Here is a 25,914-nt window from a genome sequence, read left to right as displayed (position 1 = left end):
AAGACTGGGCACTATTATGTGCCCCAGACTTTTCAGGCCCGCGAAGACCCATGTCCGATTCAGCTTTCTTCTGCCCGCTTTCCCACGAAGGGGTCCTTGCCGTACGCGGCGTGGACGCCAGTAAATTCCTGCAAGGACAACTGACCTGCAACCTCGACTACCTGAGCGATGCAAAAGCGACCCTGGGCGCGCGCTGCACGCAAAAAGGCCGCATGCAGTCGAGCTTCCGCATCCTGCTTGAAGGTGACGGTTGCCTGCTGGCGATGGCCAGTGAACTGATTGAGCCACAGCTGGACGACCTGAAGAAATACGCGGTGTTCTCCAAGTCGAAACTGAGCGACGAGAGCGCTGCCTGGCTGCGCTTTGGCCTGCAGGACGGTGATGGCGCATTGGTCAGCCTGGGCCTGGACTTGCCGCAGGACACTGACTCGGTTGTTCGCGACAACGATTTGATCGCCATCCGCGTCTCCCCGGCCAGGGCCGAACTCTGGGTTCGCATCGAGCAAGCCGCCGATATTCGCTCGCGTCTGGCCGCACAATTGCCCGAAGGCACGCTCAACGATTGGTTGCTGGGGCAGATTCGTGCTGGTATCGGACAAGTGGTAGGGGCCACGCGGGAGGAGTTCATTCCGCAAATGCTGAACCTGCAAGCGGTCGGCGGCGTGAGTTTCAAAAAGGGCTGCTACACCGGTCAGGAAATCGTTGCGCGCATGCAATACCTGGGCAAGCTCAAGCGACGCTTGTACAGGCTGACACTCGCGCAACAGAGCGCTCCGGAGCCAGGTGCCGCGCTGTTTTCCCCGGTTCATGCCAGCGCCGTGGGTAACGTCGTGCTCGCTGCCCGGACGCAAGAAGGCGTCGAGTTATTGGCTGTTTTGCAGGCCGATGCGGCTGAAAGTGGTGATGTCCATCTGGGATCGGTTGAAGGCCCGAGGCTGCAACTGGCCGAACTGCCTTATGCCCTGGACAGCAAACTCGAAACCCAGCGCTGATACCGAACGAACGCCTGGGTTCGGTCAATGTCTGCTTATCTGCCCCGCCTCCGCCCTTCCGGGCCCGGAGGCCCCAGACTTCCCTTCGCCAACGAGATGCAACATGAGTGAAATGGCTGACGAAGTGCAGAGGAACTTGATCAAGGCCATCGATCGAGATGCCTTGTTTCTGCCTACCCTGCCGGAAGTAGCACTAAAAATTCGTCTCGCCGCAGAGGACACGGAAATAAGCATTGCTGCCCTGAGTAAAGTCATCGGCAGCGACACAGCGCTTTCCGCGCGACTGATCAAGGTGGTCAACAGCCCCTTGCTGCGCCCCAACTTTGAAGTCAGTGACGTCAACACGGCCATCACTCGGCTGGGCGTTATTTATAGCTGCAACCTGGCCATCGGTCTGGTGGTCGAGCAAATGTTCCACGCCAAGTCGCCAGTGGTCGAACGCAAAATGCGTGAAATCTGGCAACAAAGCCTGCAGGTGGCGGGCATCAGCTACGCACTGAGCAGCCGCCGCGCGCACCTCAGGCCTGACCAGGCGACACTGGCAGGGCTGATACATTTGATTGGCGTGCTGCCGATCCTGACTTATGCCGAAGACCACAACGAGCTGCTGTCGGACGAGGTCAGCCTCAACCATGTGATCGAGCAGATTCATCCGGTGATTGGCGAACGACTGCTGCGCTCATGGGATTTCCCCGAGCCGCTGGCTTTGGTGCCCGCCAGATTTCAGGACTTCACCCGAGTCTCGCAACGTGCCGATTACATCGATCTGGTGCAGGTAGCAACGGTGCACCTGCATCAAGGAACCGCGCACCCGTACAGCCAGATCGAGTTGAGCAGCCTGCCTGCGTTTCATCAACTGGGGCTGAACCTGAGCGGCGGCCACCTGGGCGCCGAAATGGATGAAGCCAAGCTCATGCTTTATTGAGCTGCACCCTCTCGTCAAACAAACCAACCCTCGCTCCAACGGCTTCGCGTAATCCTGTGGGAGCCGAGCTTGCTCGCGAATGCGTCTGGCCAGGCAATTGAAATGTCGATGGCTAACCCGATTCGCGGGCAAGCCTCGCTCCAACGAGGTTGGCGTTGAGGTTGGCTTATTGAGCCGTCACAAAGCTGACCCGCACTTTCAAACCCTGCTCGGCGCCGTCATGCAAACTGATCTGCGCCAGATGCGCCCGGCAAATCTCGCCGACGATGGCCAAACCCAGCCCCGATCCACTGCCCTGTTGACGACTGCGATAAAAGCGTTCGAAAACCCGGTCACGCTCGGTTTCAGGAATGCCGGGGCCGTCATCTTCCACCTCAAGGATGCCCGGAGCGCTGACCCGCAGAATCACATTGCCCCCCGACGGCGTGTGCGCCAGGGCATTGTCGATGAGGTTGCTCAGCAATTCGTTGAGCAAGGTCGGCTCGCCCCGCAGCCAGACCGGGTCATCAGCTTCCAGTGCCAAGGCAACACCATGCGCGTGTGCCAGCGGTGCCATGGCCATGCCGAGTTCACGGGCCAGCTGGCTCAGATCCAGCAGCTGCGCGCCACCTTCGGCAATGGCTCGGGCGCCGTTTTCGATACGTGCCAGCGACAGCAACTGATTGGCCAGATGGGTCAGTCGATCGGTGCCTTGGGCCGCGCTTTCGAGGGTCGTGCGCCAATCGGCGGGCTCGTGTGAGCGCAGACCCAACTCGACCCGCGCCTTGAGTGCCGCCAGCGGCGTGCGCAATTCGTGAGCGGCGTCGGCGATGAACTGCGCCTGACGCTCGAATTGCTGGCGCAGACGCTCGGTAAAGTGATTGAGGGCGCTGACCAGCGGGCGCAGCTCGTGCTGCACTTCGACCAGAGGCAAGGAGCGCAGATCATCTGGCTGACGCTCTTCGACCTCAGTGCGCAGCCGCTCCAGCGGGCGCAAGGCTGCACTGACAGTAAACCAGACCAGCAACAACGCCCCCGCGCCGAGCATGCCCAGGCGCAACAAGGTGTCGGCCATCAGACCACGGGCCATTCTGACCCGCGCTTCCTCGGTTTCCGCGACACGGATCTCGGCCATGCCGTTCATGTTCGGCTCGCTGACCGGCTTGAGCAGGCTGACCACCCGCACATCCTGGCCTTGATAGCGGGCGCTGTAGAAACTGGCCAACGCCGGGTAGTCATCGGTGCGCAAGGTACCGGGCGGCGGTGGCGGCAGACCTTCGTAGCCGGAGATCAACTGTTTATTGATGTCGTTGACCTGGTAATAAATGCGCCCGACGCTGTCGTAAGCGAAGGTATCCAGGGCGATATAAGGCACATCGGCGCTCAGCGTGCCGTCGCGCTGGGAAACCCCGGCGGCGATGGTTCGCGCCGAGGCCAGCAGCGTCCGGTCATACGCGGTGTCAGCGGCTTCGCGGCCATTCCAGTAGGCACTCAGGCCGCTGGCCAGCATCAACACCGTCAACAGCAGCCCGAGATTCCACAGTAAGCGCCAGCGAAGACTGTTATGCCGGCTCATCGCGACTTTCCAGCAAATAGCCCAGGCCCCGGAACGTCACGATCCCCACCGGCTGGCCGTCGAGCTTCTTGCGCAAGCGATGCACGTAGATTTCGATGGCGTCGGCGCTGGCTTCTTCATCCAGACCGAACACCTGGGAAGCCAGCTGTTCTTTGCTCATGACTCGACCCGGCCGGGCAATCAGCGCTTCCAGCACCGCTTGTTCTCTGGACGTCAGGGTCAGCAGTTCTTCGCCAAGGGTGAAGCGTCGGGTATCAAGATCGTAGGCCAATACGCCGCAACGTTGCTGGCGCTCGCCGCCCAATACACTGCGGCGCAGCAGCGCCTTGACCCGCGCTTCCAGTTCGGAGAGCTCAAACGGCTTGGCCAGATAATCATCGGCGCCCAGATTGAGACCATGGACGCGGTCCTTCACGTCGCTGCGTGCGGTCAGCATCAATACCGGCAGGTTTTTGCCCCGCCCGCGCAAACGCGCCAGCACTTCAAAACCATTGAGGCGCGGCAAGCCGACATCGAGGATGGCCACGGCGTATTCCTCGCTGCTCAAGGCAAGGTCGGCGGCGACACCGTCATGCAGCACGTCCACAGTCAAACCTGCGCTTTTGAGCGCCTGTGCCACACTTTCAGCCAGTTGTGGATGATCTTCGACGAGCAGAACACGCATCGACTTCTCCTGATTGCGTGACGGTAGGAGCGCGGAGTTTACAGGCGCGCCGCTGCCTGTGAAGCACGAAACACCTGCAAACTCATTTTAGTTGGCAGTTGAAAGGTAGCTGAAAGGTTTGTGAAAGCTTCGCTGTTTAGCATCGCGAAAAGGCCCGCAACCCGGGACCGAAAGAAAAGCGCCACGATGCGCTTTCACAATAAAAACAAAAATGAAAAACGGAGTTATCCATGAGCAATCCCATGACCAAGCCTGGGTTGTCAGCTGTTCCGAATTCACACCCCTCTTCCCGTTCTTCCTCGATCTCTGTCGGCATCAGCTTGCAGCGTGGATCTTCTGCGTCAGCTCCCCCGCCTGCGAATTCGCCTCACCGCCTCCGATGAAGCATTTCGCCTGAGCCCTCGGTTGCGGGGTTGCGTCACTGCTTCAACATCTAAAAGCACCATTCAAAAAAACAACAACTCTTCTGGAGACTGACCATGAACTTGTCTTTGCGTCGTTTCGCTGTAGCCGCCGGCTGCATGATGCTCGCTACCCAGCTGTTCGCCGATGAACCCAAGCGCCCTGAATGCATTGCCCCCGCCTCGCCAGGCGGTGGTTTCGACCTGACGTGCAAGCTGGTACAGAGCGCGCTGATCAACGAGAAAATTCTTACCAAGCCGATGCGTGTGACTTACATGCCCGGCGGCGTAGGCGCAGTGGCCTACAACGCGGTAGTCGCTCAGCGCCCTGCCGATGCCGGCACGCTGGTGGCGTGGTCCAGCGGCTCGCTGCTGAACCTGGCCCAAGGCAAATTCGGTCGTTTCGATGAAAACGCGGTGCGCTGGCTGGCGGCGGTGGGCACCAGCTACGGCGCCATCGCGGTGAAAGCCGATTCGCCCTACAAAAACCTCGACGATCTGGTCAAGGCCCTCAAGGCTGACCCGAGCAAAGTCGTGATCGGCTCGGGCGGCACCGTCGGCAGCCAGGACTGGATGCAGACCGCACTGATCGCCAAGGCCGCCGGTATCAACCCGCGTGACCTGCGTTATGTCGCCCTCGAAGGCGGCGGCGAAATCGCCACGGCGCTGCTCGGCGGTCACATTCAAGTGGGCAGCACCGACATTTCCGACTCCATGCCGCACATCCTCAGCGGCGACATGCGCCTGCTTGCGGTGTTCGCCGAGAAGCGTCTGGACGAGCCGGAAATGAAAAACATCCCGACGGCCAAAGAGCAAGGCTACGACATCGTCTGGCCGGTAGTGCGTGGCTTCTACCTCGGGCCAAAAGTGACCGACGCCGAATACAACTGGTGGAAAGACGCTTTCGACAAGCTGCTGGCCTCGGAAGACTTCGCCAAGCTGCGCGACCAGCGTGAACTGTTCCCGTTTGCCATGACCGGCCAGGAACTGGACACCTACGTGAAGAAGCAAGTCGCCGACTACAAGACCCTGGCCAAGGAATTCGGCCTGATTCAGTGATCGCCTGACTGACTAGCGGTTGCGCCCGCCAGCGAGGCGGCGCAACCCAGGAGCTTGCACCATGTTGATCCAACGAATTTTTGCCGCGTTTCTGCTGCTGGTCTGCGCCGGCCTGGCGTTGATGGCCTGGCCCTATCAAGCGCCGTTTTCCTACGAGCCGGTCGGTCCGCGGGCGTTTCCCCTGCTGATGCTGGGCCTGATGGGGCTGGCGCTGTTGTACCTGCTGTTTCGGCCGACGCCCATCGTCCACACCGAAGAAGACCCGAAGCTGGACCGCGAAACCATCATCAAGATCACCGCCTGCGTGGCTTTGCTGCTGATTTTTGCCGGTACGTTCGAACCGTTGGGCTTCATTCTCAGCAGCATCCTGATCGGCATTCCCATGGCGCGCCTGTATGGCGGGCGTTGGGTGCCAAGCGTGATCGTGGTGATTTTGATGAGCATCGGCCTTTACCTTCTATTCGATAAAGCCATGGACGTTCCGTTGCCCCTGGGCTTGCTTGACGTTCTGGAGAACTGATCAATGGATACTTTCAGCTACCTCGGCCAGGGCTTCGGCGTTGCGCTGACGCCTTACAACCTGATTACCGCCTTGTGCGGCACCTTGATCGGCACCGTCGTCGGCCTGCTGCCAGGGCTGGGTCCGATCAACGGCGTTGCGCTGTTGATCCCGATTGCCTTTGCGCTGGGCCTGCCTCCGGAGTCGGCATTGATCCTGCTGGCGGCGGTTTACCTGGGCTGTGAATATGGCGGCCGGATCAGTTCGATCCTGCTGAACATTCCGGGCGAAGCGTCCACCGTCATGACCACCCTCGACGGTTACCCAATGGCGCGCCAGGGTCTGGCGGGCGTGGCGCTGTCGTTGTCGGCCTGGAGTTCGTTCATCGGTGCGCTGATTGCCACGTGCGGCATGGTGCTGTTCGCGCCGCTGCTGGCGAAATGGGCGATCGCCTTCGGTCCGGCGGAATATTTCGTGCTCATGGTGTTCGCCATCGTTTGCCTGGGCGGCATGGCCGGTGATCGGCCGCTGAAAACCTTTATTGCCGCGCTGATGGGCCTGTTCCTGTCCGCAGTCGGCATTGACGCCAACAGCGGCGTGTATCGCTTCACCGGCGACAACATTCACCTGACCGACGGCATTCAGTTCGTGGTGCTGGTGCTGGGTCTGTTCTCCATCAGCGAGATTCTGTTGCTGCTGGAAAAAACCCATCGCGGTCAGGAAGCGGTGAAAGCCACCGGCCGCATGATGTTCAACTTCAAGGAAGCCAGTTCGGTCTTCGTGGTCAACATTCGCTGCGGCCTGCTGGGCTTCATCATGGGCGTATTGCCGGGTGCGGGCGCAACATTGGCCAGCGCCGTGGCGTACATGACCGAGAAACGTCTGGCGGGTGCAACCGGCAAATTCGGCCAGGGTGACATGCGCGGCCTCGCCGCTCCGGAAACCGCCATCGGCGCCTCGGCGTGCGGTGCCCTGGTGCCCATGCTGACGTTGGGCGTTCCGGGTTCGGGCACCACGGCGGTGATGATCGGCGCACTGTCGCTGTACAACATCACCCCCGGCCCGATGCTGTTTCAGCAACAACCAGACATTGTCTGGGGCCTGATCGCTTCGTTGTTCGTTGCCAACATCATGCTGGTGATCCTCAACATCCCGATGATCCGCATCTTCACCCGCATCCTCAATGTGCCAAATTGGGCGTTGGTGCCGGTTATCGCGATCATCACCGGGATCGGCGTCTACGCGGTGCATGCCACGACGTTCGACCTGTTCCTGATGGTCGGCATCGGCATCTTCGGTTACATCCTGCGCAAGCTGGACTTCCCATTGTCGCCAATCCTGCTGGGCTTCATCCTCGGCGGCTTGATGGAACAGAACCTGCGTCGCGCGCTGTCGATTTCCAACGGTGCGATGGAGATTCTCTGGTCCAGCCCGATCACCCTCGGCGTCTGGGTACTGACCATCTTCATGTTGGTGTTCCCGCTGATTCGCATCTGGCGTCGACGTTCAGCACAACGGCTTGCAGCCACTCGTGTCTGAGCGACCCTTCCGAACGTGGTGGGCAACCCCGCTGGTCGGCCTGCTGGGCGGTTACCTCGCCAGCCAGGTCGGCTGGCCATTGCCCTGGATGGTAGGCTCGTTACTGGCGATCATCCTGGTCCGTTGCCTGACCCCGTGGCAACTGGCAGAAATCCCCGGCGGCCGCAAATGCGGTCAATGGGTGGTCGGCATCGGCATTGGCCTGCACTTCACTCCCGTAGTGATCGAGCAGGTCATGGCGCATTTCGGCCTGATCTTTTTCGGTGCGCTGGTGACCAGTGTTTCCAGCGTTGTCGGGGTGTGGTTGATGCGGCGCAGCGGGGAGGATCGCGCTACCGCGTTCTTCTCCAGCATGCCCGGCGGCTCCGGCGAAATGGTCAACCTCGGCGCACGTAACGGCGCCATTCTCAGCAGCGTCGCCGCCGGACAAAGCCTGCGCGTACTGGCGGTGGTGCTCTGCGTTCCGGCGATTTTCAAATACCTGTTGGGCGATGGCACGCCAGCTTTCCATGCGGGCTCCGTTGACTGGCGGTGGCTTGCCGTTTTGTTTCCTTTGGGCGCAGCTGTGGCCTGGCTTTGGCAGCGTTTGAAGCAACCCAATCCATGGCTGTTCGGCCCCTTGCTGGTGAGCGCGACGGTCAGCATTGTCTGGGATCTGCACATCGGTTTGCCTGACGGCGGCAGCCAGATCGGGCAATGGCTGATCGGCAGCGGTCTGGGCTGTCATTTCAACCGTGAGTTTTTCCGTCGCGCCCCTTCGTTTATCGGCAAGACGCTGCTCGGCACCGCGCTGACCATGCTCATCGCCGCCCTCGCCGCGCTTGGGTTGAGCGCCGCCACCCATCTGGACCTGCGCTCACTCACCCTTGGCATGATGCCCGGCGGCATTGCCGAAATGAGCCTCACGGCGGAGGTGCTGCAACTCTCTGTGCCGCTGGTGACGGCAATGCAGGTGATGCGCTTATTGTTTGTGTTGTTTCTGGCGGAGCCGGTGTTTCGGTATTGGGATCGGCGAGAGCAATCCTGAATAACACCAAGCCCCGTGGGAGCGAGCTTGCTCCCACACTCAAACCGCAGGCAATCGCCACTCAATCGGCGCCATGCCGTTCTGCTCCAGATACTTGTTGGCCCGGCTGAAATGCCCGCAGCCCAGAAAGCCTTTATAAGCCGACAACGGCGAAGGATGCACCGAGGTCAGCACCAGATGCTTGGTGGCATCGACCAGTTTCTGTTTGCTCTGCGCATGAGCGCCCCAGAGCATGAACACCAGATGCGGCTGGTGAGCGCTGACCGTTTCGATCACCTTGTCGGTGAAATGTTGCCAGCCCTTGCCGGCGTGGGAAGCGGCATTGGCGCGTTCTACGGTCAAGGTAGTGTTGAGCATCAATACGCCCTGATCAGCCCATGACTGCAAATGGCCGTGGGCGGGAATGTCGATATTCAGGTCGCGTTTGAGCTCTTTATAGATGTTGACCAGCGACGGCGGCGCCGGCACGCCGGGTTGCACCGAGAAACATAACCCGTGGGCCTGACCAGGGCCGTGGTAAGGGTCCTGGCCGAGGATGACCACCTTGACCTGATCCAGCGGCGTGGAATTCAGCGCGTTGAAAATCAATGGCCCCGGCGGGTAGATCTCTTTGCCGGCCGCGTGTTCCTGGCGCAGAAACTCGCGCAGCTGGTTCATATAGGTTTTTTCGAACTCGTCACGCAGCGCGTGTTTCCAGCTGGGTTCAAGCTTGATGCGATCGTCGGATGTCATGGTCATACCTTGCAAAACATTGCGCGCGGACTGTGCTGGAGCGGGAGCAGACCCTATGAAAGCTCGCCATCAATGTCAAATACCGCGCATCACGCTCGGCCGTTTCCTACACTTGATCGCAACTTAACCCGACATGAGGCAATCAAAAACTCTGTTGGATAACTGTATTGCCCTCGAGAGGTCACGATGAATCTGCTCTTTGAAGAACTCCCTGCTCAGGACGGCGCCCGAATCGGCGTGGCCACGCTGGACGCGGAGAAGTCATTGAATGCCTTGTCGCTGCCGATGATCCTGGCCCTGCAAGACAAGCTGGACAACTGGGCCAGCGATGACAGCATTGTTTGCGTATTGCTGCGGGGCAACGGCCCCAAAGCGTTCTGCGCAGGCGGCGATGTACGTACTCTGGTGGAAACCTGCCGTGAGCATCCCGGTGAAGTGCCGCCGCTGGCGGCGCATTTCTTTTCCGCTGAATACCGCCTCGATTACAGCCTGCACACCTATCCAAAACCGTTGATTTGCTGGGGACACGGTTATGTGCTGGGCGGCGGCATGGGCCTGCTGCAAGGGGCCAGCATCCGCATCGTCACACCGAGCAGTCGCCTGGCGATGCCGGAAATCAGTATCGGGCTGTATCCGGACGTGGGCGCCAGTTGGTTCCTTTCGCGACTGCCGGGCAAGCTCGGTCTGTTTCTGGGCCTGACCGGCTCGCATATCAACGGCCACGACGCACTGGACCTGGACCTCGCCGACCGCTTCCTGCTCGATGAACAGCAGGACGAGTTGATCGACGGCCTGCAACAGCTCAACTGGCAGGAACAGACTTCGATCCAGCTCAACAGCCTGCTCAAGGCACTGCAACAGGAAGCCATCGGCCAGTTGCCAGCGGCGCAGTGGTTGCCGCGTCGCAAGCAGATCGATGAAATCCTCGACGTCGGCAACCTGCCCTGCGCCTGGAGCGCCATCAGCCACCTGCAACATAAAGACGACGCCCTGCTGGCCCGCGCTGCCAAGACCCTGACCGAAGGCTGCCCGCTGACCGCGCATCTGGTCTGGGAACAAATCCAGCGCGCCCGCCACCTGTCGTTGGCCGAAGTATTCCAGATGGAATACACCATGAGCCTCAACTGCTGCCGCCATCCCGAATTCAGCGAAGGCGTCCGCGCGCGCCTGATCGACAAGGACAACAAACCCCACTGGCATTGGCAGGACGTGGTCAATGTCCCGCAGCCAGTGATCGACGCACACTTCGCCAAGGCTTGGGAAGGTCGGCATCCGTTGGCGGATTTGTCGGGGTATTGAGCAATAAGTCCGACTGATAAAGAGGCGAACGGAAGGATTCCGAATGGATGGCAGTGGAAGTGTCGTCAGATGCAAAAACCGGTGCTTGGCTGGATCTAAATTTGCCTGCCGGTTCATCTAACGCTGATGTTCGTGAATATAGTCCTTGAGGGCTTGATTCAGCCGGGTTTGCCATCCACTGCCGCCGGCTTTGAAATAATCCACGACATCCGGCGATAGACGCAGTGTCACACGCTCTTTGACGGGCGCTTTCTGCGGGCCTCGCTCACCTTGCCGGCGAACAACGGCCGTGTCCCAGAAGGCGTCCACAGCCGCTGGATCATCAGGGTTGTATGGAGACTCGGCATCATGCTCAACCGGCGTTTCTGCGTCGGCTTCGCGTTTGATGCGATCCCAGTCAGTTTTGCTGGAAGTCGGCATAGCGTTTCCTCTCCTGTTTCGAAGCGCGACGAAGTGAAATTGCTCGGATGTCCGGACCGCGCTCAACGTACACGAGCACCAGTACGACACCTACAATTTCGACCATGGCCACGTCGAGAAATCGGTCTTCATCCTGACGAGGCGAACACAACGTGGTTTTATTCGGCGCGTCATACACCAGACCGGCATCCGCCAGATCCAACCCGTGCTTGGCAAGGTTGATCTGACGTTTGTTTTCATCGTAGATGATTACCATTTAATCGTACGTACAAAAAAATAACCAGCGCTATATGGCCCTAGACTGGAAGTCGTGCAATGCCATTCAGCGAGACTTGATGCACCTATCAAGTTGAGCCATCGAAGCATGGGTAATCTCCATTTTTGGGTGTGAAACCCTATCAATGTCGAACCCGTTTCTGAGGCTAGATATGTATTTCAGGAATGCTCCCACGCCCCTATCAGAAATATCTGAAGGAGGGTTGCCAGCATCCATTGAGAAAATCCCGACCTATAAAAAACGGCACTCCATAGAGTGCCGTTCTTTTTTCATCTACCGATCAGCGATGCCCGCCTCGGCCATCTCCGCCGCGACCGCCACGGCCATCGCCGCGTCCGTCGCCTCGACCCGGACCTCGGCCGTCATGGCCGCGGTTGCCGCCGTGATCGCCCCATGACGGGCCGCCTCGGTAGTCGCGACGCGGATCGTTGCGATAGCCGGGATTGCCGCCGCGATAGCGGTTGTCACCCCAACCATAACCGGGCGGTCTGCCGGGTTGGTAATAACGTGGAACCGGTGGCGGCGCGTAATAGCGCGGCGCCGGGGCGTAGTAGCGTGGTTGCGGCGCTACATAGATGCGCCGTTCCTGGTAATAAGTCGAACGGTAGCCATTGTCATAAGCATATCCACCTCCAACAACGGTTGCGGGCTGGGTATACACATCGGATTCGTAGTAACCGGGACCTCCATAGCAACCAGCAAGAGTCAGAGCCAGTAAAACAAGCAGCAAGGGTCGTCGATACATGGCGGCCTCCCGGACCGCGATAGGGCACAAACCAGCGACGCTGGTCGGCGTTCGCCAATAGCTGGCGGACAAAAAATAAGACACGAAATCCCCCTTCAAGTGCCCCGTAGGCCTAACTATATTTGTGCGCTCGCGCCCCAAGCCGGTGCGTGCGCGCACCATGATCAGCCGATATGCGTCCGCCCGGAACCTGCCCGCGCGTCGCAGCCCCTCTGTGTCGGGCATTGTGACGAGTTGGCACAACTCTCGCTTTAGGAAACCCGTGCAGGAGTCAAAACAGGTTCGCGGCACCACAATTTGCAATAGCCGACTAGGGTTCCGGCTCGCCAGTGAATGGCGAGTGGCTGGTCCGAGAGTTGGCGACCTCCAGTAGAGGTTACACGGCGGGATAAAAGCCCGGGAGACAGGACACCAGTGGTGTCGCGTTGCTCCTGACCGCCCCTTTTCGCTACTGGAGGTTGTTACATGCAAAAGTCCCGTCTGTTCGGCCTGCTCGCTGCCGGCCTCGTCGCTGCATTGAGCCTCTCTTCGGCGCAAGCCGCCGTGAAAAAAGAATTTAACGTGTGCTGGACCATTTATGCCGGCTGGATGCCCTGGGAATACGCAGGCACCCAAGGCATTGTCGACAAGTGGGCGAAAAAGTACGGCATCAAGATCGATGTCACCCAGCTCAACGATTACGTCGAATCCATCAACCAATACACCGCTGGCCAGTTCGATGGCTGCACCATGACCAACATGGATGCACTGACCATCCCGGCTGCAGGCGGCGTCGACAGCACCGCGCTGATCGTCAGCGACTTCTCCAACGGCAACGACGGCATCGTCATCAAAGGCGCGAACAAGAAAGTCGCCGACCTAAAGGGCATGAACGTCAATCTGGTGGAACTCTCCGTCTCCCACTACCTGCTGGCCCGTGCGCTGGATACGGCTGACCTGTCCGAGAAAGACCTGAAAGTGGTCAACACCTCCGATGCCGACATCTCCGCCGCCTTCAACACCAACGACGTCCAGGCAGTCACCACCTGGAACCCGATGCTCGCGGATATCAAGGCCAAGCCCGGCGTTACCCAGGTGTTCGATTCCAGCAAGATCCCCGGCGAAATCATGGACATGATGGTGGTCAACACCCAGACCCTGAAAGACAACCCGGCGCTGGGCAAAGCGTTGACCGGTGCCTGGTTTGAAGTGGTTGCATTGATGAACGCCAAATCCGCCGCGAGCAAAGTCGCGCTGGAGCACATGGCCAAGGCTTCGGGCACTGATCTGGCAGGCTTCCAGTCGCAACTGGACACCACCAAGCTATTCGCCACACCCAAGGAAGCCCTGGAATTCGCCACCAGCAAACAACTGCCAGACACCATGCGCAAGGTCGCCAGCTTCTCCTTCGAACACGGCCTGCTGGGTGAAGGCGCCAAGGATTCCAGCGCCGTGGGCATGTCCTTCGCCAACGGCGTGATGTCCGGTGACAAGGCCAACCTCAAGCTGCATTTCGACCCGAGCTACGTGCAAATGGCCGCCGACGGCACGTTGTAATCCGCGTTTCGCACAAAGGTCATTGCCATGCGTTTGATAAATCGCCGCCCGGATCGGGCCAGTCGCCTGCTTCTGGTGATCCTGCCGTTCGCCCTGCTGCTGTTCGCGTATTTCACCGGCTCGGCGACACGGCTGACGGAAAACCCCAACGACAAGCTGCTGCCCAGCGCCGTGCAGATGGCCGATGCGGTCAATCGCATGGCGTTCAAAGCCGATACCCGCACTGGCGAATACCTGCTGTGGCAGGACACCGGTTCCAGTCTGCGCCGGCTGGCGATCGGTCTGGGCATCAGCGCGTTGCTGGGTTTGTGCCTGGGCATTGCCTCGGGAATCCTGCCGTTGTTCGGCGCGCCGTTGTCGCCGCTGTTGACGGTGCTGTCGATGGTGCCGCCGCTGGCGATTCTGCCGATTCTGTTCATCGTCTTCGGTTTGGGTGAGCTGTCGAAAGTCATGCTCATCGTGATCGGCATCACGCCGATCCTGGCCCGTGATCTGGAACAGCGCGCCCGGGAAATCCCGGTAGAACTGCTGATCAAGGCGCAGACCTTGGGCGCTTCCACCTGGACGCTGATCCTGCGGGTGATCCTGCCGCAATTGCTGCCACGTTTGCTGATCGCCTTGCGGCTGGTGCTGGGATCGGCGTGGTTGTTCCTGATCGCGGCCGAAGCCATTGCCTCCACGGACGGCCTCGGTTACCGGATCTTTCTGGTACGGCGCTATCTGGCGATGGACGTGATCCTGCCCTACGTGGTCTGGATCACGCTGCTGGCGTGGCTGATGGATTGGGGCCTCAAGGCGCTGACCCGCAAGGCGTTCCCCTGGTATGAAGGGGCGCGAGGATGAGTTTTATTTCCGTGCAAAACGTCTGGCAACAATACGACGATCAAGTGGTGCTCGAAGGCCTGAACCTGAGCGTCGCCGAGGGTGAATTCTGCACCCTGGTCGGTGCCTCGGGTTGCGGCAAATCCACCTTTCTGCGTCTGTTGCTGGGTCAGGAAGTGCCAAGCAAGGGCAAGATTCTGCTCGACGGCAAGGCGTTGGCCAGCGAGCCGGATGCCAGCCGTGGCGTGGTGTTTCAGCGTTATTCGGTGTTTCCGCATCTGTCAGTGCTGGACAACGTTGCCCTGGGCCTGGAACTGCCGCGCTCGGCGTTGCTCGGGCGATTGTTCGGCAATGCCAAACGCGAAGCTCGCGAACAAGCGGCGGTGTTGCTGAACAAAGTCGGCCTCGGTCATTCGCTGGACAAGTACCCGACGCAGCTGTCCGGCGGCATGCAACAGCGGCTGGCCATCGCCCAGGCGCTGATCATGAAACCCCGGGTGTTGCTGCTCGACGAACCCTTCGGCGCCCTCGATCCGGGCATCCGCAAGGACATGCACGCCTTGCTGCTGGACCTGTGGCGCGAAACGCAGCTGACGGTGTTCATGGTCACCCATGACTTGTCCGAAGGTTTCAACCTCGGCACCCGCTTGCTGGTCTTCGACAAAGTGCGCATCGACCCCCACGCCCCCGGCGCTTATGGCGCGCGTATCACTTACGACATTCCCCTGAACAGCGACCGCCGCGCAGCACGCGCCGCGCTTGATTCGCTGCAACAGGCTTAGAGGATTCTGCTCATGACCACATCGAACACGCTATTCCCGGTTTTCGCCGAAGAACTGCTGCCCGGCGGCGGCCATCGTTCATTCGTGCTCAAGCGCGGCGAACTGTTGCGTCTGACCGATCTCAACGGCAACGCCAACATCAGCCTGACGCTGCTCAACGCCCATGAAAAAACCGAGCGTTTGAATCTGCCGGACAGCCTCAAGTGCCAGCACACCGCCAAACTCACCAGCGGCCATTGCCTGTATTCGGACATGGGCCGCGTGCTGGCGGCAATCACCGCCGACACCTGCGGCTGGAGCGACAGCCTCGGCGGCGTGCTCTGCGCTGATGAAGTCGCGGAGAAATACGGTCAGGGCCGCTATCAGGAACTGCGCAACGGCTTCTTTCGCAACGGCACCGACAACCTGCTGGTCGAGCTGGGCAAATGGGGCCTGGGCCTGTCGGACCTGCTGATGACCTTGAACCTGTTCAGCCGCGTCAACGTTGACGACGCGGGGCGCCTGCATTTTGTGCCGGGCAATTCAAAAGCCGGGGACTACATCGAGCTGTACGCGCCGATGGATACCCTGGTCGTCCTCACCGCGCTGCAGCATCCCATGGACCCGAATCCTGAATACGCCCCGCAGCCGCTGCAGCTGAGCTGGATGAAAGCCGATGCCAGCGTTGCCGAACATTGCCGCACGTCCCGCCCGGAAAACCAGCGCGGCTTCATCAATACCGATCGCCTGTTCGCCTGAGGAGCACGTCCATGAATACGACTTCCGCTACCGCCGCATCCACCACCTTCATTCCGGCCGGCGAACCTTCGCTGACTGAACTCAAGGCCGGGCAAACCCTGCGCATCCTCGATCTGGAGGGCAATCAGGCGGTCGACACGCTGTTCTTCAGCCTCGCCAACCCCCGTGAACGTTACGACGTGCAGCGCACCTTGCGCCGTCAAGGCAGCGTTTACCTGACCACCGGCAGCGTGCTGTATTCCAACCTCGGCAAACCGATGCTGACCATCGTCGATGACACCTGCGGACGTCACGACACCCTCGGCGGCGCTTGCGCACAAGAGAGCAACACCGTGCGTTACGCCCTGGAAAAACGCCACATGCACAGCTGCCGCGACAACTACTTGCGCGCCTGCGTACATGACGGGCGTCTGGGCAAAGGCGACATCGGGCCAAACATCAATTTCTTCATGAACGTGCCGGTCACCGCTGACGGCGGGCTGACCTTCGAGGACGGCATCTCCGCGCCGGGCAAATACGTCGAACTGCGCGCCGAAATGGACGTGATCGTGCTGATTTCCAACTGTCCGCAGCTGAATAACCCGTGCAATGGCTACAACCCGACGCCGGCTGAATTGCACGTCTGGAATTGAGCCCTCGCGGCTGAAGCCGCTCCTACGGAAATTGTTTCGGGGGGACGGCTTCGGCGGCCCCTTCGGACGGTGTTTCGGGGACGGCTTCGGCGGCTCCTACGGGCGGTGTTTTGTAGGAGCGGCTTCAGCCGCGAGCGGGCTAGCAACTGACCACGACGGACGACCCTCGTGCAGACACATCAATAGCGGGACGGCCCGCTTCCCAGTTTGGGGTCGAACCATCGACTTCCGGGGTTCAAGCCATGTTTGACACACTGCTGATCGCCAACCGTGGCGCCATTGCCTGCCGCATCCTGCGCACCTTGCGCGCCCTGCACGTCAAAGGCGTTGCCGTGTATTCCGAAGCCGATGCCGCCAGCCTGCATTTGCTGCAAGCCGACGAAGCCCACAGCCTGGGTGAAGGCGGCGCGGCCGGGACTTATCTGGCGGTGGAGAAAATCCTCGCCATCGCCAAAGCCAGCGGCGCGCAAGCGATTCATCCCGGCTACGGTTTTCTCTCTGAAAACGCCGCGTTCGCGCAACGCTGCGAAGACGCAGGCATTGCCTTCGTCGGCCCGACGCCCGAACAACTGCGGGTGTTCGGCCTCAAGCACACCGCTCGCGCCCTGGCCAAACAGCACGGCGTGCCAATGCTCGAAGGCACCGAATTGCTCGACAGCCTCGACACCGCGCTGAGCGCTGCGCAAATCATCGGTTACCCGGTAATGCTCAAAAGCACCGCCGGCGGCGGCGGGATTGGCATGCGCGTGTGCCGCAGCGCCGCCGAGCTGAGCGAGTCGTTCGAGGCGGTGAAACGCCTCGGGCAGAACAACTTCAGCGACGCTGGGGTGTTCATCGAGAAGTACATCCAGCGCGCCCGGCATCTTGAAGTTCAGGTGTTCGGCGATGGACGTGGCGAAGTGCTCGCGCTGGGTGTACGCGATTGCTCGGTGCAGCGGCGCAACCAGAAAGTCCTTGAAGAAACCCCGGCGCCGAACCTGCCCGAAGGCATGGGCGAAGCGCTGTGCATGGCGGCGATCAAGCTGGCCAAAGCGGTCAACTACCGCAGCGCCGGCACTGTGGAGTTTGTCTTCGACAGCGAGGATCAGCGCTTTTATTTCCTGGAAGTGAACACCCGCTTGCAGGTCGAGCACGGGGTGACCGAGCAAGTCTGGGGCGTCGATCTGGTCAGCTGGATGGTGCAACTGGCCGCTGGCGACCTGCCGCCGTTGAGTGAATTGCAGGCAGCACTGAAACCCGGCGGCCATGCCATTCAAGCCCGTCTGTATGCCGAAGATCCGGGTCGGGATTTCCAGCCGAGTCCCGGTTTGCTGACCGCCGTGAACTTCCCTGCTGTAGACGGCAAAAGCCTGCGCATTGATACCTGGGTCGAAGCCGGTTGCGAGATTCCACCGTTCTTCGATCCGATGATCGCCAAGGTCATCAGTTGGGCGCCGAACCGCGAGCGGGCCCGCGCCGGGCTGGCCAAAGCCTTGAGCGACACCCGCCTGTACGGCGTCGAAACCAACCGTGATTACCTGCGCCAGATCATCGCCGACGTCCCGTTTGCCAGCGGCCAGCCGTGGACCCGCTGCCTGGAAGGTCTGGTGTACCACGCCGACACGTTCGAAGTGCTCAGCGGCGGCACGCAGACCAGCGTTCAGGACTATCCGGGGCGGCTCGGTTATTGGGCAGTCGGTGTGCCGCCGTCCGGGCCAATGGACAGCCGCGCCTTGCGTCAGGGCAATCGCCTGCTGGGCAACGTCGAAGGCTGCGCGGCACTGGAAATCACCATGAGCGGGCCGTTGCTGCGCTTTAACACCGACGCGGTGATTGCTGTGACGGGTGCGGCGATCCCCATCACGCTGGACGGCGAGATGCAGCCGATGAATACCGCGTTGTTGGTGCCTGCCGGTACGCAGCTGGCGCTTGGCACCATTGCCGGAGCAGGCGCGCGCAGCTATTTATGCGTACGTGGCGGGCTGGATGTGCCGGATTATCTGGGCAGCAAAAGTACCTTCACCCTGGGCCAGTTTGGCGGCCATGGCGGTCGGGCATTGCGGGCTGGCGATGTGCTGCACATTTCGCCGTTGATTGAACGCAGCGCCGGGCAACACATCGCAACGGATCAGCTCGCGGAGTTGGCGGACGTTCGGCACATTCGCGTCATCTATGGCCCGCACGGCGCGCCGGAGTATTTCACTGAACGCTACATGCAGACGTTTTTTGCCACGGCCTGGGAAGTGCATTTCAACTCCAGCCGCACCGGCGTGCGCCTGATCGGCCCGAAACCGGAATGGGTACGGGCCGATGGCGGGGAAGCGGGTTTGCATCCGTCGAACATTCACGACAATCCGTATGCCATCGGCGCGGTGGACTTCACCGGCGACATGCCCGTCATCCTCGGCCCCGACGGGCCGAGCCTCGGCGGCTTCGTCTGCCCGGTGACCATCATCGAAGCGGATCTGTGGCAGCTGGGGCAGCTCAAGGCCGGCGATAAGGTGATGTTTGCAGCAGTGAGCATCCAGACTGCCCGGGATATTTTCACCGCCGACTACGCAACCTGCAGGACCGGCTTTAGCCGGGAGGAAGATCTCTCCAACGCCGCAAAGGCTGCGAATGTCACGCCCCTCTCCCGGCCAAAGCCGGTCCTACAAGATGATCTGCGTTCACCGATCATGCTCGACATCGGCCGCGACGACACGCGCCTGGTAGCGCGGCTCTCCGGCGATACTCATCTGTTGCTGGAGATCGGTGCGCCGGAGCTGGATCTGGTGCTGCGCTTTCGCGGCCATGCGTTGATGCAGGCGCTGGAGGCCAAAAATCTGCACGGCGTAATTGACCTGACGCCGGGCATTCGTTCGCTGCAGGTGCATTACCAGCCCGAGCAATTGCCGCTTCACCAACTGCTGGAAATCGTCGCCGGTGAATGGGATGCGGTGTGCGCGGCCAAGGACCTGCAAGTCCCGTCGCGTATCGTGCATCTGCCGCTGTCCTGGGACGATCCGGCCTGTCAGCTGGCTATCGAGAAATACATGACCACTGTGCGCAAGGACGCGCCGTGGTGCCCGAGCAATCTGGAGTTCATCCGCCGCATCAACGACCTGCCCAACCTCGACGAAGTGCAGCGCACGGTGTTCGAAGCCAGTTATCTGGTCATGGGCCTGGGCGATGTCTACCTGGGTGCGCCGGTCGCCACGCCGCTGGACCCGCGCCATCGGCTGGTGACCACCAAATACAACCCGGCGCGCACCTGGACGGCGGAGAACTCGGTGGGCATCGGCGGCGCCTACATGTGCGTGTATGGCATGGAAGGTCCGGGGGGTTATCAGTTTGTCGGGCGTACGTTGCAGATGTGGAATCGTTATCGGGACGTGGCGGCCTTCGATGGCAAGCCCTGGCTGCTACGCTTTTTCGATCAGATTCGTTTCTATCCGGTCAGCGCCGCAGAGCTGCTGCGCATTCGCCGGGATTTCCCGCTGGGCCGCTACCCACTGCAAATTGAACACAGCACCTTGAACCTGGCAGATTATCAGGCGTTCTTGAGCAGTGAAGCCGAAGGCATCGCCGCCTTCCGCAGCCAGCAGCAAAGTGCGTTTCAGGCCGAGCGGGAGCGCTGGATTGCCAGCGGCCAGGCCAACTTCGAAAGCGATGAAGCCGTGGCGCCGCTGACCGATGAAGCGCCGCTAAACGCCGGTGAACACAGTGTCGACAGTCACCTTGCCGGCAATCTCTGGCAAGTGCAGGTTGAGGTAGGCCAACAGGTCGCTGCTGGTGATGTGTTGGTGATTCTGGAGTCGATGAAAATGGAAATCCCGCTGCTGGCGCCACTTGCCGGCGTGGTTCGGGAGGTGCGCGTACAACCGGGTTCGGCGGTGCGTGCGGGACAGCGAGTCGTAGTCATAGAAGCCGTTTGATGCGGTCTGTTCTTATCAATTTTATGGAATTTCGCCATGAGCCTTGAAGTCACCTTGAGCGACCTGCGCCTGGAGTCAGTACGCGCGGCCTACCAGTCGGGCAACCTTACGCCCCGCGAGCTGATCCTAGCGCTGCGGGAAAAAGCTGCTGCGCTGAACCCTGAATATCACCTGTACATTTACCTGCTGGATCCCACTGAACTGGAGCCCTACTTCGCCGCGCTGCAAGGCCGGGACATCAACGACCTGCCGCTGTATGGCGTGCCGTTTTCGATCAAGGACAACATTGATCTGGCCGGCATCCCGACCACGGCGGCCTGCGTTGCTTATACCTATAAGCCCGAGCGTTCGGCGACCATCGTGGAGCAACTGATTGCCCTGGGCGCGATTCCGTTGGGCAAGACCAATCTGGACCAGTTCGCCACCGGTTTGAATGGCAGTCGCTCGCCATTTGGCGCCTGCCCCAACAGCGTGCTCAAGGAATATCCGGCCGGTGGCTCAAGCTCCGGCTCGTCGCTGGCGGTTGCCCTCGGCGTCAGCAGTTTCGCGCTGGGCACCGACACGGCGGGCTCGGGCCGCGTGCCCGCTGCGCTGAACAATCTGGTCGGCATGAAGGCCAGCAAAGGATTGATCTCCACCGCAGGCGTGGTTCCGGCGTGCCGGACGCTGGATTGCGTCACGACGTTCACCGCCACTGCTCGGGAAGCCAGCCAGTTGTTGGGGCTGGTGGCCAAACTTGATCCGCGTGACGAATACAGCCGCAGCAATCCGGCATGGAACGACGCCTCGGCCTTCGGTGCGCCGCGACCATTTCGCTTCGGCGTACCGCGCGCTCAGGACCTTGAATACTTCGGCTGCCCACAAGGGCCGCTGTTGTTCGGGGATGCCATCGACCGCCTGACCGCCATGGGTGGCGAAGCCGTGACCATCGACCTGTCGCCATTCCTCGAAGCCGCAGGCCTTTTGTATAACGGCCCGTGGGTTGCCGAGCGCTACAGCGTGGCTGGGGAGCTGATGCAGAGCAACCCTGAAGCCGTGCTGCCGGTCATCCGCGCGGTGTTGGGTAAAGCGCCGCTGGTGACCGGCGTGGAAACATTTCAGGCGCAGTACCGTTTGCAAGCACTCAAGGCCATTAGTGATCGCGTCATGGAAGGCGTGGATTTCGTCGTCACGCCGAGCATCGGCCGCCCCGTCAGCTCGGCAGAACTGGAAGCCGAACCAGTGCTGCGCAACTCGGAGCTGGGTTACTACACCAACTTCGTCAACCTGCTGGACTACGCCGCCGTCGCCGTGCCCAGCGCGTTCATGGACAACGGCATGCCGTGGGGCGTCACCGTGTTCGGGCGCGTGTTCACCGATCAGTACTTGCTGAGCATCGCCGACGCCCTGCAACGCCACACCGAACTGCCCTTGATTGGCGGGCTCGCCGGACAGCTGTCCAAACCTGCCGGCAGCGCGCGCAATGACATGGCCCGGCTCGTGGTGTGCGGCGCGCATCTGGACGGGTTGCCGTTGAACTGGCAGCTCAAGCAACGCGGCGCGCGCCTGGTGGAAGCGACCCAAAGCTCATCGGATTATCAGCTTTATGCGCTGGCCGGTGGTCCGCCATTTCGCCCGGGAATGGTCCGGGTCGAACAGGACGGCGTGGCTATCGCAGTGGAAGTCTGGGAGCTGCCGAGTCGAGAACTGGGTTCGTTCCTGACCGGCATTCCGGCGCCGTTGGGCCTGGGCAAAGTGCAGCTGGCTGACGGGAGCTGGGAATGCGGATTCATCTGCGAGCCCTATGGTCTTGCAGGGGCAACCAATATCAGCCATCTGGGCGGCTGGCGGGCATATATAAGCGTTTAAATAATTACCGGAAATAACAAAAATCCGGATGAGATAGTGGCAGGCCATTCATCGTGACCTGCCAGTTTGCCCGCCCATATGAAAGAGCCCGAAATAACACCCGATTCGCCCGCTTCCGACTCGACGTATCACGAATATCCCAACGGCTCCGAGCTGGAGCTGCCAATCTTCAATACTGTAAGCAATGGATCGGCGCAGAAGCAGGACAGCCTCAATTCGTCAGGCAGCTTTGCCACTTCACCGTTTTATTACAGCCCGGCATCCCCCGCTGTTGCAGCCCCAGCCGCGCCGTCTCTGGCGCTGAAGAAACTCAAAGCGTCAAGAAAAAGCCCGGCGATGAAACTTGTCGCCAACTCGGCGTTGCTGCTCAAGGCTTATCAACTGGACATGGATTGCCCGCCAATGTGGAGTGGGTATGTTCGCGATCAATTGACCCGGCGTTTGCGCCAACTTACCGGCAAGGCATTGGACCCTGACACGTTATTCATCCGTCTCACCCATGACACCCAGCCCGCCGTTGAAAGTGACGGGCGGGAACAGTACACAAAGCAATTCTCGCTGACAGAGCTGGCGACTATTTCTTTCAACGTACCGGCCATGCAGGCCTTGTTGGGCGCAACCCTGGCTGACACCGCTCTGGATGACTCACTGCCCGACTTTATGGCCAGCAATGCCATGGACGTGATTCTGAATGCGCCTTGGGCGGCCGACTATAAGGCCTTGATCAACGCTTTCTGGGCTCGTCACGAAGCGACTTTTCGTGCCCTGGCCAAATTGTCTTTCCTGCACGATCTGCACACTCACTTTGCCCAGCGAAAACTCGGTTGGGAGGGCTATCACCTCGGGCTGGATATCCTCGGGCTGAGAGACTTCCCCGATAATCCTGAATGCCTGGAATACCCCGCCACAGGCACGCTCTCCAGCGTCAGCATGCTGTCGTTGAACGGTCGCCGGGCTCCCGGAGTGTTTCAGCTCAGATCCCACACCACTTCACACTGTTTTATTCATCAGCCAGGGGATGCAGCCCAGCCCACCGAATACATCAGCGATGATCCGCAGCGAATGACACGAATGCTGCTCGATGCCCTGAATGCCACCGGTGGAGTGCAAATAACTGACGCGGCAGAAAACGAAGCGGTTGTGGTGCCCGAACTAAGTACAGTTGAAGGCGATTTTTTTGTTGCGATCACCAAGGTTCAAAAACAGCTCTCTCTGGATTATCTGCACCGTGAGGCAATGACAGACGTCGAGCCAGTGACCGAACACCCGTGGTTAAAACCGATCCGCAGCGCGCTGAACCTGGTCAGCGCCGCTGACCTTTGGCAAACCCGGCCGACTGTCCTGCAGCGCGTGCCGGCGCCCCTGAAAACCGCCGCTCGGCTCATGCGCAAAGTGATGAAAGACGAACATGGGCTCGACATAAATCCGGACCAGGTATTTATCCGTTATGTCAGGGGTAAAACCTTTACTCCGTTGGGCAGCGCCCGCGTCCCCATCACTCAGGTCAGTACACCCGCTGGATTGCCGATTAGCCTGAGCCAGGCGCTGATAAACAATTACCGGGTCGAGCACGCCGAAGGTTATCTGGATCATGACGCGCGCACGATTGTTTATATCGACGCTACGCAAAACGGTCATGCCGTTGATATCCAGGAGCTCGCCGTCACACCACAAGCCATCGAAAACCACATCCGGAAAATTGATTTCCTGCGCGTCATGACTCGCCGCGTCGAGCGGTTCTGGGACCGGCATCAGGACAGCGTCGAACAATGTTTCAAAACAACGTTCATGACGCAAGCGGTGGTGTGCCTCAAAGCGCGACTGCTGTTCAAAAGCGGCTTCGACATTGTTGTAAAAGCCCTCGAACAGCTCTACGTCAAACCACGCAGCGGTGTAATCGAGCGAACAACGCTGGGCTTTTACCTGCAATATTCGGTCTTTGAAGGCATGCAGGAAATCTATTGTCCAGGCCTGCTGGTCTTTCGGGAGCAGGGCCGTGCGCAAAGGGTTCTTTACCAGGCGGGGCTGGCCAAGTGCTTCATCGAATTCGACAGCGATGAGGCCATTGTGCAATACGTGCAAAAAGCAGCAAAAAACCAGCAATGGCGGGAGTCAGTCCTCAACTATGTTCCGCTGCGCCACCACCAACGGCTGAGCTATATCCTGCAAATATGGGCCGGCGAACTAAGTCCGAGAGAACCGACATCCCTGCTGCGGCCCTGGACCGACACACTGTACAACCACGACGCACATACGGCCGCAGGCCATAACCTGTGCAGCAAACACCTGACTGTTTCGCCATTTCGCTACATGGCGCAAGCCCTCAGGCAGAACGGTTTAATGGACGCGCAGGACGTTATCGTGACGTCCAATGAGGTGCTGCTCAACTATTGGACTCGCCAATTCAACCATCTACAAATCTTGCTGGCCCCCATGTCCTTCTTATTGACCCCGGCATTGATTGCGACACTGGCGACGGAAGCAGGGATCGTCTCACTGAACATCGCATCGGCGAACTTGCCAGGCGCACGCCACGAAGAAAAACGGCAGGCCGCGCTCGCTGTCTTGTCGTTGGGTTTTCTCCAGTTGTCACCTTACACACCGGCATTGCTGCGCTCGCTGGGCAAACTGGTTCGTCCTACAAAGTTCGTGACCACTTCAGCCACATTAACCAACAACACCCGCAGCTTCAGCGGGTTGCTCAATCGCTCGATGCACACTCGCCATACCCGTCTGGAAAAATTCTTCGACACCGACAGCCTGCTGAAAACCTGGAATATCCCCGGCCATCCCCAATTCGGAACATCTCCAGTCAAAACATGGAAGCTGACACACAAGTTTCTGTTGTGGACATCCGACCGGGGCAAGGCTCGAACGCTGGTGGTAAGCACGCACGGCTATTATTTGCCGTGGAGTAAAAACACGCTGATCCCCAACGGCACCGAACTGCATGTCTACGCGCCCCACGGGTATACCTTACTCGACCCCTCGCTCCATCACGTGGTCCAGCAACGGGTAAAACCCTTTGGCATCCTGGATAACCAAGCCAACACATGGGTCGCTGCACCGAACACGCCGCCTTCCTATGTTCTCACCGACAAGTTGCTGGCCGGCACATCGCAGTCGGGGAAGATCAAGAACTACACGCTCTCCAAATTCCAGTCCCCCGATGGCGAAAGCTACCACTACATCAGCCATGTGGTTCGCAATTCCAATCTATCGCCGTTCAGCGGGCGACTACTGCGCACGCCAATGGATGTACTGACCGTAAGAAAGCGCTTGGGCATGGCTGATCCAACGCTGGAAGAATTGTTCAAGAGCTTGTTCGATCACGGCATTCGCTACGACAAGATCCTGCTGCTGCACTGCCGATGCTCGGCATTTGGCACGGCGCCTGTTTACCCGGGGTCATGATCAAGGGGAATGCAATCAACGCCAGACAGCTGTCGGCTGGAACACATTCGCGATAGCGTGAGTAGTGGCGGCAAGCTAGCATGTGCCCTGTCATCTAATTTTTCATCGGACA

At 60.0% G+C, this 25,914-nt stretch carries 21 protein-coding genes and 1 riboswitch; of the genes, 15 read left to right on the top strand and 6 right to left on the bottom strand.

What is annotated here, in order from left to right; translation table 11 throughout:
• The first annotated feature begins 50 nt into the window (after nucleotides 1-50).
• A complete protein-coding gene (locus tag CFII64_RS01010; protein ID WP_020288874.1) occupies nucleotides 51-992 on the top strand; it encodes a folate-binding protein YgfZ in 942 nt (313 codons plus the stop codon).
• A gap of 103 nt (nucleotides 993-1,095) precedes the next feature.
• Nucleotides 1,096-1,917 carry an HDOD domain-containing protein gene (locus tag CFII64_RS01005; RefSeq protein WP_020288873.1) on the top strand — a complete coding sequence of 274 codons (822 nt, stop codon included), beginning with the start codon at nucleotides 1,096-1,098 and terminating at the stop codon, nucleotides 1,915-1,917.
• A gap of 166 nt (nucleotides 1,918-2,083) precedes the next feature.
• On the opposite strand, the gene CFII64_RS01000 is transcribed toward CFII64_RS01005, so the two are convergent.
• Both CFII64_RS01000 and CFII64_RS00995 read right to left on the bottom strand, forming a co-directional pair.
• Complete coding sequence (locus CFII64_RS01000; RefSeq protein WP_020288872.1) at nucleotides 2,084-3,472, bottom strand: sensor histidine kinase; 1,389 nt, start codon at nucleotides 3,470-3,472, stop codon at nucleotides 2,084-2,086.
• On the bottom strand, nucleotides 3,459-4,136 hold the full coding sequence (locus CFII64_RS00995; protein WP_020288871.1) for a response regulator: 678 nt from the start codon (nucleotides 4,134-4,136) through the stop codon (nucleotides 3,459-3,461). The genes CFII64_RS01000 and CFII64_RS00995 overlap by 14 nt, the downstream gene beginning before the upstream one ends.
• A 473-nt stretch (nucleotides 4,137-4,609) precedes the next feature.
• Here CFII64_RS00995 and CFII64_RS00990 point away from each other — a divergent pair, with 473 nt between their 5' ends.
• The 4 genes from CFII64_RS00990 (at nucleotide 4,610) to CFII64_RS00975 (ending at nucleotide 8,661) form a co-directional block, all read left to right on the top strand.
• The gene (locus CFII64_RS00990) at nucleotides 4,610-5,596 is read left to right on the top strand and encodes a tripartite tricarboxylate transporter substrate binding protein (RefSeq protein ID WP_177325386.1); all 987 of its coding nucleotides are present in this window, start codon (nucleotides 4,610-4,612) and stop codon (nucleotides 5,594-5,596) included.
• Nucleotides 5,597-5,657: 61 nt separating this feature from the next.
• Nucleotides 5,658-6,116, top strand: a complete 459-nt coding sequence (locus tag CFII64_RS00985; protein ID WP_020288869.1) for a tripartite tricarboxylate transporter TctB family protein — start codon at nucleotides 5,658-5,660, stop codon at nucleotides 6,114-6,116.
• 3 nt (nucleotides 6,117-6,119) lie between these two features.
• Entirely contained in the window at nucleotides 6,120-7,634 is a 1,515-nt protein-coding gene (locus tag CFII64_RS00980) for a tripartite tricarboxylate transporter permease (RefSeq protein WP_020288868.1), read from the top strand.
• A complete protein-coding gene (locus tag CFII64_RS00975; RefSeq protein WP_020288867.1) occupies nucleotides 7,627-8,661 on the top strand; it encodes an AbrB family transcriptional regulator in 1,035 nt (344 codons plus the stop codon). Before CFII64_RS00980 ends, CFII64_RS00975 begins: the two co-directional genes overlap by 8 nt.
• 39 nt (nucleotides 8,662-8,700) lie before the next feature.
• Here CFII64_RS00975 and ung read toward each other — a convergent pair whose 3' ends face one another.
• Nucleotides 8,701-9,393: a uracil-DNA glycosylase gene (gene ung / locus CFII64_RS00970; protein WP_020288866.1), complete on the bottom strand. Its 693-nt coding sequence runs from the start codon at nucleotides 9,391-9,393 to the stop codon at nucleotides 8,701-8,703.
• Between the two features lie 186 nt (nucleotides 9,394-9,579).
• Here ung and CFII64_RS00965 point away from each other — a divergent pair, with 186 nt between their 5' ends.
• Entirely contained in the window at nucleotides 9,580-10,692 is a 1,113-nt protein-coding gene (locus CFII64_RS00965; protein ID WP_020288865.1) for an enoyl-CoA hydratase/isomerase family protein, read from the top strand.
• Between the two features lie 117 nt (nucleotides 10,693-10,809).
• Here CFII64_RS00965 and CFII64_RS00960 read toward each other — a convergent pair whose 3' ends face one another.
• From CFII64_RS00960 to CFII64_RS29140, 3 genes are all read right to left on the bottom strand, one after another.
• Nucleotides 10,810-11,112, bottom strand: coding sequence for a BrnA antitoxin family protein (locus CFII64_RS00960; RefSeq protein WP_020288864.1), 303 nt, complete (start codon nucleotides 11,110-11,112; stop codon nucleotides 10,810-10,812).
• Nucleotides 11,090-11,368, bottom strand: a complete 279-nt coding sequence (locus CFII64_RS00955; RefSeq protein ID WP_020288863.1) for a BrnT family toxin — start codon at nucleotides 11,366-11,368, stop codon at nucleotides 11,090-11,092. Before CFII64_RS00955 ends, CFII64_RS00960 begins: the two co-directional genes overlap by 23 nt.
• A gap of 301 nt (nucleotides 11,369-11,669) precedes the next feature.
• Nucleotides 11,670-12,134: a hypothetical protein gene (locus CFII64_RS29140; RefSeq protein WP_084488228.1), complete on the bottom strand. Its 465-nt coding sequence runs from the start codon at nucleotides 12,132-12,134 to the stop codon at nucleotides 11,670-11,672.
• Nucleotides 12,135-12,433: 299 nt separating this feature from the next.
• A riboswitch (guanidine-I (ykkC/yxkD leader) is annotated at nucleotides 12,434-12,539 on the top strand.
• 60 nt (nucleotides 12,540-12,599) lie between these two features.
• Between CFII64_RS29140 and CFII64_RS00945 the strand changes: the two genes are divergently transcribed.
• The 8 genes from CFII64_RS00945 (at nucleotide 12,600) to CFII64_RS00910 (ending at nucleotide 25,802) form a co-directional block, all read left to right on the top strand.
• On the top strand, nucleotides 12,600-13,670 hold the full coding sequence (locus CFII64_RS00945) for a putative urea ABC transporter substrate-binding protein (RefSeq protein WP_020288861.1): 1,071 nt from the start codon (nucleotides 12,600-12,602) through the stop codon (nucleotides 13,668-13,670).
• Between the two features lie 27 nt (nucleotides 13,671-13,697).
• A complete protein-coding gene (locus tag CFII64_RS00940; protein WP_020288860.1) occupies nucleotides 13,698-14,513 on the top strand; it encodes an ABC transporter permease in 816 nt (271 codons plus the stop codon).
• The gene (locus tag CFII64_RS00935; protein ID WP_020288859.1) at nucleotides 14,510-15,274 is read left to right on the top strand and encodes an ABC transporter ATP-binding protein; all 765 of its coding nucleotides are present in this window, start codon (nucleotides 14,510-14,512) and stop codon (nucleotides 15,272-15,274) included. The genes CFII64_RS00940 and CFII64_RS00935 overlap by 4 nt, the downstream gene beginning before the upstream one ends.
• Before the next feature lie 12 nt (nucleotides 15,275-15,286).
• Complete coding sequence (locus CFII64_RS00930) at nucleotides 15,287-16,012, top strand: urea amidolyase associated protein UAAP1 (RefSeq protein WP_020288858.1); 726 nt, start codon at nucleotides 15,287-15,289, stop codon at nucleotides 16,010-16,012.
• A gap of 11 nt (nucleotides 16,013-16,023) precedes the next feature.
• Complete coding sequence (locus CFII64_RS00925; protein WP_020288857.1) at nucleotides 16,024-16,644, top strand: urea amidolyase associated protein UAAP2; 621 nt, start codon at nucleotides 16,024-16,026, stop codon at nucleotides 16,642-16,644.
• A gap of 242 nt (nucleotides 16,645-16,886) precedes the next feature.
• On the top strand, nucleotides 16,887-20,540 hold the full coding sequence (gene uca, locus CFII64_RS00920) for an urea carboxylase (protein WP_020288856.1): 3,654 nt from the start codon (nucleotides 16,887-16,889) through the stop codon (nucleotides 20,538-20,540).
• Nucleotides 20,541-20,576: 36 nt separating this feature from the next.
• Nucleotides 20,577-22,388 carry an allophanate hydrolase gene (gene atzF, locus CFII64_RS00915; protein WP_020288855.1) on the top strand — a complete coding sequence of 604 codons (1,812 nt, stop codon included), beginning with the start codon at nucleotides 20,577-20,579 and terminating at the stop codon, nucleotides 22,386-22,388.
• A 78-nt stretch (nucleotides 22,389-22,466) separates the two neighbouring features.
• Nucleotides 22,467-25,802 (top strand): dermonecrotic toxin domain-containing protein, encoded by a 3,336-nt coding sequence (locus tag CFII64_RS00910; protein ID WP_052026551.1) that lies wholly within the window; start codon nucleotides 22,467-22,469, stop codon nucleotides 25,800-25,802.
• Nucleotides 25,803-25,914: the final 112 nt, after the last annotated feature.

The sequence above is a fragment of the Pseudomonas sp. CFII64 genome, from assembly GCF_000416235.1.
GTDB lineage: Bacteria > Pseudomonadota > Gammaproteobacteria > Pseudomonadales > Pseudomonadaceae > Aquipseudomonas.
This window is presented reverse-complemented; position numbering and strand designations above follow the sequence as displayed.